At 46.9% G+C, this 14,228-nt stretch carries 11 protein-coding genes; all 11 read right to left on the bottom strand.

Annotation, left to right across the window (positions count from 1 at the left end; translation table 11 throughout):
- Positions 1-2,451 (bottom strand): ImcF-related family protein (locus tag EAE91_RS22275; RefSeq protein WP_244868989.1); only part of this gene is annotated, 2,451 nt, incomplete at its 3' end.
- On the bottom strand, positions 2,448-3,701 hold the full coding sequence (locus EAE91_RS22270) for a hypothetical protein (RefSeq protein ID WP_214090371.1): 1,254 nt from the start codon (positions 3,699-3,701) through the stop codon (positions 2,448-2,450). The genes EAE91_RS22270 and EAE91_RS22275, both read right to left, overlap by 4 nt.
- Positions 3,702-3,704: 3 nt before the next feature.
- Positions 3,705-3,962 carry a PAAR domain-containing protein gene (locus EAE91_RS22265; protein ID WP_036779522.1) on the bottom strand — a complete coding sequence of 86 codons (258 nt, stop codon included), beginning with the start codon at positions 3,960-3,962 and terminating at the stop codon, positions 3,705-3,707.
- Entirely contained in the window at positions 3,959-4,750 is a 792-nt protein-coding gene (locus tag EAE91_RS22260; RefSeq protein WP_214090370.1) for a hypothetical protein, read from the bottom strand. Before EAE91_RS22260 ends, EAE91_RS22265 begins: the two co-directional genes overlap by 4 nt.
- Before the next feature lie 444 nt (positions 4,751-5,194).
- Positions 5,195-6,253, bottom strand: a complete 1,059-nt coding sequence (locus tag EAE91_RS22255) for a DUF6708 domain-containing protein (protein WP_214090369.1) — start codon at positions 6,251-6,253, stop codon at positions 5,195-5,197.
- A gap of 2 nt (positions 6,254-6,255) precedes the next feature.
- Positions 6,256-7,326 (bottom strand): DUF6708 domain-containing protein, encoded by a 1,071-nt coding sequence (locus tag EAE91_RS22250; RefSeq protein ID WP_214090368.1) that lies wholly within the window; start codon positions 7,324-7,326, stop codon positions 6,256-6,258.
- 2 nt (positions 7,327-7,328) lie between these two features.
- A complete protein-coding gene (locus EAE91_RS22245; RefSeq protein ID WP_214090367.1) occupies positions 7,329-8,390 on the bottom strand; it encodes a DUF6708 domain-containing protein in 1,062 nt (353 codons plus the stop codon).
- A 2-nt stretch (positions 8,391-8,392) separates the two neighbouring features.
- The gene (locus tag EAE91_RS22240) at positions 8,393-9,460 is read right to left on the bottom strand and encodes a DUF6708 domain-containing protein (protein ID WP_214090366.1); all 1,068 of its coding nucleotides are present in this window, start codon (positions 9,458-9,460) and stop codon (positions 8,393-8,395) included.
- 2 nt (positions 9,461-9,462) lie between these two features.
- Positions 9,463-12,039, bottom strand: coding sequence for a T6SS effector BTH_I2691 family protein (locus EAE91_RS22235; RefSeq protein ID WP_214090365.1), 2,577 nt, complete (start codon positions 12,037-12,039; stop codon positions 9,463-9,465).
- Positions 12,040-12,167: 128 nt separating this feature from the next.
- Positions 12,168-13,016 (bottom strand): DUF4123 domain-containing protein, encoded by an 849-nt coding sequence (locus tag EAE91_RS22230; protein ID WP_214090364.1) that lies wholly within the window; start codon positions 13,014-13,016, stop codon positions 12,168-12,170.
- Positions 13,017-13,026: 10 nt separating this feature from the next.
- A partial coding sequence (locus EAE91_RS22225; RefSeq protein ID WP_214090363.1) for a DUF2345 domain-containing protein occupies positions 13,027-14,228 on the bottom strand: 1,202 nt, incomplete at its 5' end.

The raw sequence follows: 14,228 nt of genomic DNA, 5'->3' as shown, positions 1-14,228 counted from the left end.
CAGCGCTTCCATCACCGCCGGGGGGTCATCGGTATTCGCCAGTTGTTGCAATGCCAGACGCACCCGGGTTACCCGCGTCAGGAAGGTTTGCAGACTCAGTGACGGGTCCGCCGTCAGCCCGTTTTCCTCTGTACTTTTGCCCATCAGCGCCAATAACGGGCCAAACGCGTTATCCAGCGGCCCCGGTGGCAGCCGGGTCTGGTCAATCACCGACGGTTTATTGTTCTGGAACAGGTTTTGTGCCGATTTCACCAGCGAATCCGCCAATGCCGCCCCCGGCTGTCCGGTTTCCCCCTGATAAGCCAGCGTATCCATCAGGGCAATCAACGGGGACTGACGTACATCCGCCATCAGGGTTAACTGGTCGATGGTGTCGGACAGGTTACGGGTTTTATGCCAGCGCAGGCTGTTGAGGAAGTTCAGCCACGCCCCGGCGAAGTCGGTAAAGTAACGCGCTGTCAGCCGGGCTTTCAGCTCCGCCGGGGACACCGCTTTCAATACGGGCTGACGGCCATCACTGAGCACCCAGTCAATCTCCTCCTGCCGGGAAGCCACCACCTGCGCTATCGCTTTTTGTACCTGACCTTCCCATGCCTGACGGGTAAACATCCCCGGCACTACCTGACGGGTGGTAAACAGGCGACTCGCCTCCGTGGCCCCGGTCATCTGCGCCAGGGTTAAATCCCCGTAACTGTGGGCCACCTGTTGCAGCATCTTCTGGTACAGCATGGTTTCCGCATGACGCTGCCCCAACTGATTGAGCAGTATCTGACGCACTTCACTGACCAGTTCACTATCCACGCGGATTTTCCACTCCGGGTGGCGCGGTAAGTTCTCCGCATAAAACGTCAGTAACGCCTCGCCGCTGTTTTGCCATAAGCCATCCGTCACCCCGACCCGGTGCGGCCAGTCCGCCATCAACACCCGGCTCATCACCGCCGCATCCGCTTTCTCCGGCCGCGCCATCATCAGATACACTTTCAACTGGTCGTAGGCCGATTTGATACGCTGATGACGCTGTGCGCTGCCCGCCGGCAGATTCACCAGTTCCGTCAGGCGCTGATGGAGCAACCGGGCAGCAGCATCACGTATCAGTTCGGCATTGTTGCGCTGATACACCGGCCACATCGCTTTCAGTAAGGCTTCATTCTGATTGAACCCGAACCGGCTGTACCAGGGCGCTCCCCGCTCTGACTGGGACTGCAACCGGTCAATCTCCCGTTGCAGCCCATGCTGACTGAGCAGACGGGCCGATAAATCTCCCTGACGGTCGCTGGCCGCGCTGGTGCGTTCACGGCTCACCGCTATCTGATGCCGGTTAACCCAAAACGAGGTCACACTGCCCACGCCCCACAACGCCGCCAGCGCTATCACCCCCCACTGCGCGCTTTTCTCCCACGGAAAACCCACCGCCTGCCCCCGGCTATCGCGCACATGCTCCAGCACCCCGCCCCAACTGGTATCCACCAGCCAGCCATGCTCCACCATCCCTGACGGCACCGGCAGCGGTAAACTGAACGTCACCCCCGACAACTTTATCGGCGGCCGGTCCAGCAACGGCGTCAACTGCCGGACCAGACGTGTTACCCCCTCATCCCGCAAAGACTGCGCCAGTCGCAACAGAAAATCGTGACGGTTTTCCGCTATCGCCTGTTCCATGCCCCGGTTCGCCAGCGTGGGTATCAGGCTGTTCAGGCTCTGCGCCAGCATCTCAGGCGTATACTCCCCGGACAGAAAACAGCCCACAGTCTGGGTTGGCCGGTCGCGCTGGTCCCAGTCGCTGTGACGCACATTCCACACATACACCGGTGCCTGCCAGCTAAGCTGTCGCCCCTGTTTCTCCAGCATGCGCAGCGCGGTCTCTATCTGCGTCCGCTGGCCAAGCTGGTCTTCGCTCATCGCCCACACCACCCCATCCAGCGGACGACGGCGACGCAATTGGCGCAACGCCTGTAACTGCGCTTTATCCGGCTGAACCTGTAAACTGCCGCCCCACAGCAATAGATTGTGCTCGCCCTCTTGCCAGTGCTGAGCTGTCAGCCCGGGGACAATGGCTTCCACTTGTTCCGGTTCACCTGTGACCATTAAAATCCGTACCTTAAACCGCCAGAAAGAACCATAACGACGGCGCAAATGGCGGGTCAGTTCTCCGAATGCCGGGTCAGGTTCAGGCGATGCAGATACCGTTTCAGGGACCTCACTTTGTCGCCGCCAGTAACGAAATGCGGTACGAGCATCATGGACAAACAAGCGCGTTATCAGAACAGAAATCAACAAAAACAGCACACTGGCAATCAATACATAGCACTGAAATGCCAGTTGTTTTTCTAATAACGGCTGCCCCTGTATGTTTAACCACGCTGGCTTAAACCATATCATCAGACTACAAACGGTTATCAGCACCAGCGGTAATCCAAAAATACCCCAGAATAACGTCATATATTTCTTCATACTGCCTCCAGTGTTTCTACTGGTTTAATCACCATAAACCAGGGAATAAGCCTATCTGGCGCAGGCGTGCTCATGACTAATTGCGCCTGCTTTTGGGTGGTTACGGCATCAATCGCAACGGCCGCCGCTAACCAAGGGGAAGCTATGCCGGTGAAACCGGTTTGCACGTCAATATCACACTGCCTTTCCGTCTGTTTCCCCACATTGGGCAATTGATCAATGAATGGCGTAAATATCGCCTGAGATTGGTTATCGCAGCCCATGCCCGAGAACCACAGTTGATGAATTGAGTCGGCCGGAATATCAGCCCATAGCAACGCCTGCGACAATGCATATTTCATGTCATCATCCCGGGTTGGTTCAGGCCGGTGTATGATGGCTTGTACCGCAGAGAGCGGTTCAAGTTGTGGTATGAACAGAGTAGATTGGCGAACGGATGTTGAATTCAGCAATAACGCAACGTCAGCATCACCTTGCCCGTCCATCACTTCTGTCGCAAGCCGAATAGCGACTATCAGCAAAACGGCATTATGGCGGGAGATATCCAGCCAGCTATCAATAATATCCAGCCCCGTTCCCGGCAATATTGATAACGGAGCACTGATGCCCGAAGCTTCCCAGACTGACTGCCAGACAGCTTCATATTCCGCCGCATCTACACCCGCATCAATTTGTAACGACGAGAAAACCGTATAATTAACCGGTAACTGACGCAATGCAGTGGTCAGTGTCTCATCAGCTAACAACGCCGCCATTTTTTCGTAAAGCCGCTCACGGCTCGGACGTTCTGGCATATCGAAACGTATCTGACGCACAACCTGACCATGAGCCATATCCACCCACGAAGGTAATACAGCCTTTTGTGTCATTAACTGTGTCGCCAGTGAGCCGGTCATTACTGTTTGCGGAAGCTCCACCACATGAGCCAGCACATTTAAATGTCGCTGACCTCGCTGTGTCTCCTGATATAAACAGACCTCACGCTCATAATCCCAACTATCAGACCATATCTGGCAGATTTGGTAACACAAGCACCTGATGCCAAAAGCACCGGCCCAGGCGAGAAATGGGAAAACCAGAAAACAGCACCAGAACCAAGGGGTATGAATTGGCACACCGGCGGGCCAGTACACAACCGTGGCGCAACCACCCAATGATATAAATATCATCAGTGCAATCAGCCAGCGTTTTATCATCGGCCCCGGTTTACGCTCTGCCGGTATAGGAATAGCACTCATATCTACGGGCATACATTAACTCACTGTCGCAGTGTTTAAAGAGGTAATCAGCGTGCAACCGCAACCACAGCGATGACCATGAAAGGCCACCGGCAGGCCGTTATCTTTTAGCGTGGGATGACCTTCGATAATCGTGGTATTACCGTGTTTCGGACAGGAAACCGGATCGGTTTTACGTGCAACGCCAAGACCGCCGAATTTCATTTTCTGCGAACCACTCAGCACCTGACCACCGTGAGTGGTTTTATCGTGAATACGGATAATGCCTTTCATTCTATAGCCCCTTGTTGTGTTAACCTTTTTTTAATTTCATCAACACCGGCATATGCATCAACTATTTCAATAAGATTACGACTAATATTTACTACTTCCTTTAATGAATTAGTTTGGATAATAAAACTAATAATATTTTTACCTTTTTCCTTCATTATCACCTGTTCACAACCTACCTGATACGTTTTGCTAAATGCAGAAGGTGTAATAACCAATTGATCGCCGTAAATACCTAACACTGGTCGAAAAGCAAGGCGAATACCATTAAAAGCAGATACGATTGCAGCACCAGCTAACACTTTCCCCATAGGTGCTTCATAACCTATGTACCCCATAGATACTTCTGCACTTAACTGAATAATAGCAGCCACCCCTAATATGACCGCAACGATATAAAAACGTTCCTGACGGAAATGAAGGTAAGGGGAAAGTTGCTTTTTATTTACCAATTTAAATAGCGGAAACCCATCAAAGCGAAAATTGTTATAACTAAAAAGAAAACCGATGATATAAACAAACCCCAACGGAAGCGTCATAAAACCAGAAAGCATAGCCAAAAAGAGTGCCAGCTTTTTATGAACGAAAAGGAATAATACACTGACCATCTGTATCGCAATAGCAATCGCTATCAATTGAGCAATAGGATAAAGCTCCTTAAGAGTCTCTTGATCCTGATAATTTAAACCATTTTGAGTTGCCTGTTGTAACTGCAAATAATAAAAAAACCCTCCGATAGCTATCAAATCAATAATCAAACCTAACCACAGGACTATACTCAACTTTTTCATAAGAACTCCAATCAATCATTTTAACTAAACTTACGGTCTCTCTTGTATTACACAAGCTTTCTTTCAGGCGAGCGGAAACCATTAACGCATTGTTAATTTCAATTTTCCCTTTCTTGGGATAACTTAATGATTATTCCTTTCGCTTTTTACTGTCTTGCTTTCTTAACTTTTAACCTCACGCTATCGAACTACTTTTACCTGAGTTCTATTCAGTGATTGATGAATGAGTTCTGCTTTTAAATTCAGACACAAGTAAAATACAGGAATACTCCGAGGCAACACCATATTCGCCATTATATTACCTCAATTTCAACATAACAAAGATAAAAACCAGTAGCAATAAGGGATATACAATCTTTTTAATTTCATAATTACACCTCCGCAGGGATTTTATTCGGACAAATAGCCGCGTTGTAAGCAATAATTTCGTTCATGTGCTTGCCTTTATTTATCCGTAGATGAGTGAGCCATTGCAATTTTCTCTTGCAAACGGGTATATGCCGATAACTGGCGATCATATAATGCTCGGCGTTCTTCCCGCGTCTGATTTGCCAACACATAACGCCATAAATGCGCGGGATTATTCGCTGCACTGACATTAATTGAGTCATCAGGATCAACCTGACAAGCCCCTTCCACTTCTTGAGTCCATTGCGGCATTTTGCTGGTCTGCATAGCAATATAACGGGCAACACTGGTAATTAGATCAAATGGCAGCTTTACGATTCCAAAAATCCAGTTTAAACGAGAATTCATCCGCATCAGATACTGTAATCCAAAAATATAACTTTCTTTCTGTTTCTCAATGGGAGGACATAAAGAAATAATATCCGCCTGCTCCTGTAAGCACTCTTCCTCCATATAGCAACGAATAAATTCCCAATAACCCGGTAACATGTCTCGTAAACCGGAAATCCCAAGGCTAAATGTCTCTAATACCGTTTCCTGATCGTCTGCCAAAATATGGCCGTCGATACTCCATTCCAGCCACTTGCCACCTCCTACTGTCAGAGTAAAAAACACCTCTTTCCAAGGAACCGATAATACCGTGCCATTAAAACGGTAAACATGGATCATCTGAGTTTTGCGGTTAAAACGGATTGGGTAGTGTGTTGTAGCAAACCACTCTTTTAGAGTAAATTTGCCACTGAAATATACAAACAGAGATATAACAGGTAGACAAATTAGAAGGCTTAACAGAATTTCATGATCTCCTTTTATATATTGGTAAATTGTGTAACCAATAGAAAATAAGGCCATTCCTAAGCAACAAAAAAACAGTGTTGCAGTAAGCGAACTAACGAATCCCTTATCCTCATAGTATTTATCTACCGTTTCCATATAAGTAGAATTCATACGGATCACCGTATTGTAATCAACAATATACTGACCATATTTACTGTTTAGCTGAGTCGGTTTTCCCTGACAAAGTTGATCATCTTTTTCTTCCCAAGTTAAAGGGCGATTCAATTTATAAGGGGTATACAAGCCATTTCCTTGCATAATTATGCCTCCGCCGAAGTTGAATGAGCCATTGCAATTTTCTCTTGCAAACGGGTATATGCCGATAACTGGCGATCATATAATGCCTGACGTTCTTCCCGCGTCTGATTTGCCAAAACATAACGCCATAAATGCACGGGATTATTCGCTGCACTGACATTAATTGGGTCATCAGGATCAACCTGACAAGCCTCTTCCACTTCTTGAGTCCATTGCGGCATTTTGCTGGTCTGCATAGCAATATAACGGGCAACACTGGTAATTAGAAAAATTGGCAGCATTACCAATCCAAAAAGCCAGGCCAAACGAGAACCCATCCGCATCAGATACTGTAATCCAAAAATATAACTCTCTTTCTGTTTCTCAATGGGAGGACATAAAGCGATAATATCCGCCTGCTCCTGTAAACACTCTTCCTCCATATAACAACGAATAAACTCCCAATAACCCGGCATCAATTCCAAATCACCAGAAAGTCCCAGACTAAATGTATCTAATACCGTTTCTTGATCGTCTGCCAGAATATGGCCGCTGATACTCCATTCCGGCCACTTACCACCTCCTATTGTTGGGGTAAAAAATACCTCTTTCCAGGGAACCGATAATACTGTGCCATCAAAACGGTAAACATGGATCATTTGGGTTTTGCGGTTAAATCGAATTGGATAGTGTGTCTTGGCAAACCACTCTTTTAAGATAAACCTGCCACTGAAATACAAAAAAAACGCAGTTGCAGGGATCATAATCATAAACCCTATTAATGTATTTTCTTTAATTGCTCCATTCAAAATAGATAGATAGATCGTTTCTCCAGTAAAATATAAAGCCATTCCTAAGAAACAACAAAATACCGTTGCATGAAGAGAACTAACAAATCCCTTCTCTCTATAATACTTATCCACCGTTTCCATATAAGTAGAATTCATACGTATTACCGTATCGTGATCAACAATATACAGACCATATTTAGCGGTTATCTTAGTCGGTTTTCCCTGACAAAGTTGATCATGCTTTTCTACCCAAGTCAAAGGACGATTCAATTTATAAGGGTTATACAAGATATTCCATTTCATAATTATGCCTCCGCCGAAGTTGAATGAGCCATTGCAATTTTCTCTTGCAAACGGGTATATGCCGATAACTGGCGATCATATAATGCCTGACGTTCTTCCCGCGTCTGATTTGCCAAAACATAACGCCATAAATGCACGGGATTATTCGCTGCACTGACATTAATTGGGTCATCAGGATCAACCTGACAAGCCTCTTCCACTTCTTGGGACCATTGCGGCATTTTACTGGTCTGCATAGCAATATAACGGGCAACACTGGTAATTAGAAAAATTGGCATCATTACCAATCCAAAAAGCCAGGCCAAACGAGAACCCATCCGCATCAGATACTGTAATCCAAAAATATAACTTTCTTTCTGTTTCTCAATGGTAGGACATAAAGCGATAATATCCGCCTGTTCCTGTAAACACTCTTCCTCCATATAACAACGGATAAACTCCCAATAACCCGGCATCAATTCCAAATCACCAGAAAGTCCCAGACTAAATGTATCTAATACCGTTTCTTGATCGTCTGCCAGAATATGGCCGCTGATACTCCATTCCGGCCACTTACCACCTCCTATTGTTGGGGTAAAAAACACCTCTTTCCAGGGAACCGATAATACTGTGCCATCAAAACGGTAAACATGGATCATTTGGGTTTTGCGGTTAAATCGAATTGGATAGTGTGTCTTGGCAAACCACTCTTTTAAGATAAATTTGCCACTTAAATAGAAAATAAACATAGCAACCATTTGATAAATAAAAAAACCCGTTAAGATCTCATAATTTCCATTGAAACCTTGTAAAATCATAATAATAGTGAAATATAACGATAATCCTAAGTTAATCAAAAATAACGTTGCATGAAGAGAACTAACAAATCCCTTCTCTCTATAATACTTATCCACCGTTTCCATATAAGTAGAATTCATACGTATTACCGTATCGTGATCAACAATATACAGACCATATTTAGCGGTTATCTTAGTCGGTTTTCCCTGACAAAGTTGATCATGCTTTTCTACCCAAGTCAAAGGACGATTCAATTTATAAGGGTTATACAAAATATTCCATTTCATAATTACGCCTCCGCCGAAGTTGAATGCGCCATTGCAATTTTCTCTTGCAAACGGGTATATGCCGATAACTGGCGGTCATATAATGCCTGACGTTCTTCCCGCGTCTGATTCGCCAAAACATAACGCCATAAATGCACGGGATTATTCGCTGCACTGACATTAATTGGGTCATCAGGATCAACCTGACAAGCCTCTTCCACTTCTTGAGTCCATTGCGGTATTTTGCTGGTCTGCATAGCAATATAACGGGCAACACTGGTAATTAGATCAAATGACAGCTTTACGATTCCAAAAAGCCAGTTTAAACGAGAATTCATCCGCATCAGATACTGTAATCCAAAAATATAACTTTCTTTCTGTTTCTCAATGGGAGGACATAAAGAAATAATATCCGCCTGCTCCTGTAAGCACTCTTCCTCCATATAGCAACGAATAAATTCCCAATAACCCGGTAACATGTCTCGTAAACCAGAAATCCCAAGGCTAAATGTCTCTAATACCGTTTCCTGATCGTCTGCCAGAATATGGCCGTCGATACTCCATTCCAGCCACTTGCTACCTCCTACTGTCAGAGTAAAAAACACCTCTTTCCAGGGAACCGATAATACCGTGCCATTAAAACGGTAAACATGGATCATCTGAGTTTTGCGGTTAAAACGGATTGGGTAGTGTGTTGTAGCAAACCACTCTTTTAGAGTAAATTTGCCACTAAAATAGAGCATAAATGCAAGAAATACTGTCAGTATAAAAATCCCAAATAAAGAAGGGACTATTTCTTTATAAACAATATATTGATAAGCCATTCCACCATAAGCATATAGTGTTAATCCAAAACAGGCTAAAAAAAACGTCGCAGTAAGCGAACTAACGAATCCCTTATCCTCATAGTATTTATCTACCGTTTCCATATAAGTGGAATTCATACGGATCACCGTATTGTAATCAACAATATACTGACCATATTTACTGTTTAGCTGAGTCGGTTTTCCCTGACAAAGTTGATCATCTTTTTCTTCCCAAGTTAAAGGACGATTCAATTTATAAGGGGTATACAAGCCATTTCCTTGCATAATTATGCCTCCGCCGAAGTCATTAATTTATTAAACGCATCCAGCTCCATTCTGCTATCTGGCCAGATAGCAGAAATATCCTTTTCACCTGCCGGAATTTTGCGCCACAAGCAGGCCACCAACCATTTCTGGATCTCATTTTTCTTCTTCATTTCCAAATAGATATTGGCACCAAAGAAAAACACCAAAGCCAAAATGATCCCCCACGGACCTAAAGTAATTAATTTGATCGCAGCAACAAACAGGAATCCTCCACTTATTGCCGAAACCAGGTAAGCAATTCCCAAGTCCATATTGCCTTTAAAAGCGATTTCATCTATCACATGATAAATATCCCACACCACACCAACGATCCCGGCCCAAGCGCCAAAGATTTTCACTACCTTAAAGCCCCACAGTACTTTGGTCAGTAAATTTTCCCCCAAGATAGAACCCAATAGAGGCTTTAACCTGAGTACCTGAAAATGGTTCAACAGCCGCTCACAGGTTTCAGCAATAGCCCCCATTGCAGCGACCAGATCCGCCGCAAACCGGGTACATGCCTCAGTCTTACCTTCTGGCCATCCAGCCGCACGCAATGCGGAAATCTGCAACACCATAGAGAAGGTACAGCCGATAAAGGGCGGAACTTTTGCCAATTGCTTGGCAGCACTCTTGACAGAACTGGCCTGTAACTGCGCCAGTTTTGTAAGTAACGTCCCCGGAAACAGTTCCGCCCGGATCTCATCGACAGAATGCAAGGTTTTCACCAAAGACTTAGCCCGTTCCGCCTCCGGTAAAGCCAAGGTCTTTTCCGCTTCACCTGCGTCTGCCAGCACAATAAAGTTGAACTCCTGATCCCCCTCCATCGGCAAGCCATCAATCTTCAAACGACGCATTTCAATGTCAACGTAGTGACGAAGCTGATCTGAGGAAGGACGCCGTTTCAGATCCCCCAGCTCACTGGTCACAGCGACCACCGCACTGATAAAATGTTTACGTTTTCCGACGAACTTAATGACTTTTAATTCCTTGCCATGCAGTTTAGCTAATACGACCAGTGCAGGAAGTGGCACTTTTTCCACTGCTTTATTCATCACTGCAAACAAAGTGCTGCTCAGTTCATTCAGGTATTTTTCTATTGTGAGCGAAACCGGTCCATCGAAGTGCTCAGCGATGTCTTTAAGCCCATCCGGTATTTTATCCCAGGCGAGAGATCCGTAGTTTCCACCGGTCTTTAAGACTCCGTGAATTTGCTCTATTCTTTTATCACTGTTCATCACCAGCGCACGTAACAGCAGATTATCCGGCGTGATGGTGGTGCTCATCATCTGCTCTTGAAAATAACGGGAGGCCCCCAGTTTATCCTGCATGCCTGCAACACAATCATGGACCGACTGCACAAACAGCGCACCGCTATAATCGTCCGTGCTATCAAAGTTATGGTCAAAATAATCCAGCAGGAGCTGGCTTTTCAGCCAGTCCAGATACATTTCGGTCATCGGCGAGATAATGGTGTTGTCATACCGCGTCAGATCGGTGGTGAACCGATCCATAAACGCTTTTTCTTTATCACGATCAATGTACTTCTCGTAATCTGACCAATATTCCCGTACCAGCCGTTTTAATACCGAATTGTTTAATTGATGCCCGGCTTCTGCAAGCTCCTGATTACCCGGTATATATAATCCGCCAGTAGTGTAGTAACCGTATCGTATTTGGTTTTCGAGCGTTTCATCTGATTTTAGCTGATCCCGTTCAAACTGTCGGCACAACACCTCTTTCAGCGTGCTTAGCGAAGCCGAAAGCGCAACTCCTCTGATGTAGTGTGGATTTTCATGAAACTGCGTCTTTAACCGATAATTCGCCAGCGCAGTAATATCCTGCACCACAGCAACCGGATCAGACAGATACAGTATGACGCCTTTGTCTGGCAGCAATTCTCTGACAGCCCACCATAGATTGTCCGGCTCAAATAACCATTTCCCATTCCAATGAGAGCTGGTGTAATCGGCAATACGCCGGTTGGTATCTATCTGCGTATGATATTCCGCTACGGTATCCCTCAGTGACGAGAACGGCAGCGCATTCTCCCCCTCTCCACAGTTCAGCCATTTTTCCATATCAAAACGCTGCATATATTGCGCACGATATACCGGATCTTCATGCTTCTTACGTACCGCATCCGTCCACTGCACCGCCGACCAGGCCAGCCAAAAGGCTTTGTTTGTCAACCCCTTCGGCAACACCGGTAATGTCACCAACGAAGCACGCGCCAACTCATCTGGCTCATCAATGCAAGGTTTCATTTCACCATTGGCTAGACGCGGCGGGACTTTGCCATCGGCGGGCAGAAGATAGTAGTATCCCTCATCAGTCACGTAATAATTGATCCAGCCATTGACCAGCTCATCCCAGATATACAAAAAGCCTGCACGCAACAGACGGGTGGTATAGCCCGTTTCGCCTTTTCTCTCTACCGGCATCTGTATGCTCGCCGGCAAATCCGGCACACCATCACCCTGCGCCTTGATGGCAGGACGAACAAGTAAAACAGGCAGTCCCTCACGGGTACAAAAATTACAGCCAGGGTTATTCACAATAAATCTCCTATCATTGCACACAATTTATTTCAGGTTTTCCGGGTTAAGACGGCCCAGCAACGTTCCGTTCGCGTCGCTAGCGATAATCGATGTTTCTTAAAGTTCATCGTTCATCATTCCATCGGCTAGAGTTGCAGGTAACGCACTTTACTGGTCATTTCCTGCCACTGTTCATCCGTCCAGCTACGGGTGATACGCTGGTAGTACCCGGTGACATGTTGGCACCGGCCCAACAGCTCTTTCATTCTCGGCGCTTGATGAAACTCGTCATTTAGGGTGACGCCATGTAACGCAAAAGCCGTCAGATCCTGTTTATCGGTCAATGACCACTGCGTCATGGCGATATCAAATAGCGCATCAATACGACGGCTAAGCGTCTGCCGCTGCGCAAGATCAGACGTCACCGGCAACTGAGCCAATACCTGATTAATCAGGCCAATACGCTGAATTTGAGCAAATGACGCCGACGTTTCCCCCTGCTGGTAACGGACTTTCTCCGGGAAGGCCAGCGTATGCCAGTTACCCTCCAGCCAGAATGTCCAGTGAGTAATGTCATCCGAGGCAATCCGGCGGGAAAATACCCAAGGCCCCATCATCCAGTGCAAATGAAACAGGACACGAGGATCGTAATAACGCAGGATATGCCCCTGCTGTTTCTCTTTGAGATACAAGGCATTAACCAGCACGTTTTTTATTGCCGCCGGAGATAAATCACTTTTAAGCAATAAAGTGAGAAACGGCGGCGAGTTAGGATCTGTTTTCAGACGCGCTTCATTGAGAAGACGGAACCAAACATCAGACGGCAATTCATGCAACGGCAACAGCCAGGGATACAAATGCGCCTGAGGAGCAAGCAGCGGTGAAACAACTTCAATCACCGGCAATGCTTCCGGCAACTGTTGTACAACCACGCGATCAATCAGCGCATATTGATGCTCGGCAAATGCCAGCGGTTCAGTCAGATAATCAGTCATCATCAATTCCTTAGCCTAATGGCACCGTCGCGTCACCCTGATCGGTCGCTTCGGCAACCATCACGTCACAGGCAGTAAAATGGGGATAAGGCACGTCCAGTTTTGCCGGTTCGGTATAATCGAAATTCGCGCTTTTGACGTTAAAATCGCCCGGAGAACCGTGTTCAATCTTGCCGGGTTCCAGCGTCAGATAAGAGCCACCGCACTGCAAAGTGATTTTCTTTTTAGCTGAGATCAGGATTTCGTCATCACTGCTGGTGATAGTCACACCTTTCTTGGCAACGACTTCAATCCCATCAGTTTGGGCTTGCACCTGAATCTTCCCGGCCGCCGCAACCAGTTTCATGCCCAGCTCATGCACAAAAACCACCATTGATTTTTTTGCCGCCAGTACCATACGTTTCAATGACGAGATTTCGGTGTTGCCACCGGCAGTCATCATCAGGTTTTTACTGGCGCTGTGCTGAATATGCTGCGGTGTTGACAGCGCAATGCCGCCTAACGCCCCCGCGACAATCACCGGTTCCCGCAATTGCTCGACATTCCGTTGTAGAAAATGCTGTTGGGTATCACTATCCAGCGGATCAATCTGTGCCGTTTGCAGCAGATCGGAGAGCGATTCCGCCAATGACAAAGCATCGGCAAGCTGGCGTTTGATTTCATCCATGTCCAGTTGTTTGCCATTGGCTTTAGGCTGTGCATGCGTACTCAGCAACAGCCCCTTCCCGGCCCGGATAGCGCCCCAGTCGTCGGTGCGCAGCTCAAACCCTTCGCCACGCTTATTGGGATGCGGTCGCTTTCCATCCACCAGATGGCCCAGATTGAGCTGGCTTTTCCCGCCATATTCGGTACTCAGTTTGATGTGCTCTTTGCCGCGCTCATCGTCCATGCGCAGTTTGTTGTTGGCCGGTGTGCGCAACACATTGCGTTTGTAGTTGTAGAGAGTCACATGGTCTTCATGCCGGGAGTCATGCAACGCATGGGCGATGTAGGGCCGGTCCGGGTTCCCCTGTTCAAACGCGATCGCCACTTCGGTTCCCTGGATCAGCGGCCAGTGAAAACCGTGAGTTTTACCGGCATACGGCCGGGCTAAGCGCACCCACAGGCTTTCACCGCCCAGCGGCCATTCATCCAGATCAAAATCAAATTTGACGCGGTAGCGACCCTTGACGTCGATATGGCCGTAGGTGTCGTTCGGCCAGTTGCTGGTCA

Source organism: Photorhabdus noenieputensis, assembly GCF_018448935.1.
GTDB lineage: Bacteria > Pseudomonadota > Gammaproteobacteria > Enterobacterales > Enterobacteriaceae > Photorhabdus > Photorhabdus noenieputensis.
This window is presented reverse-complemented; position numbering and strand designations above follow the sequence as displayed.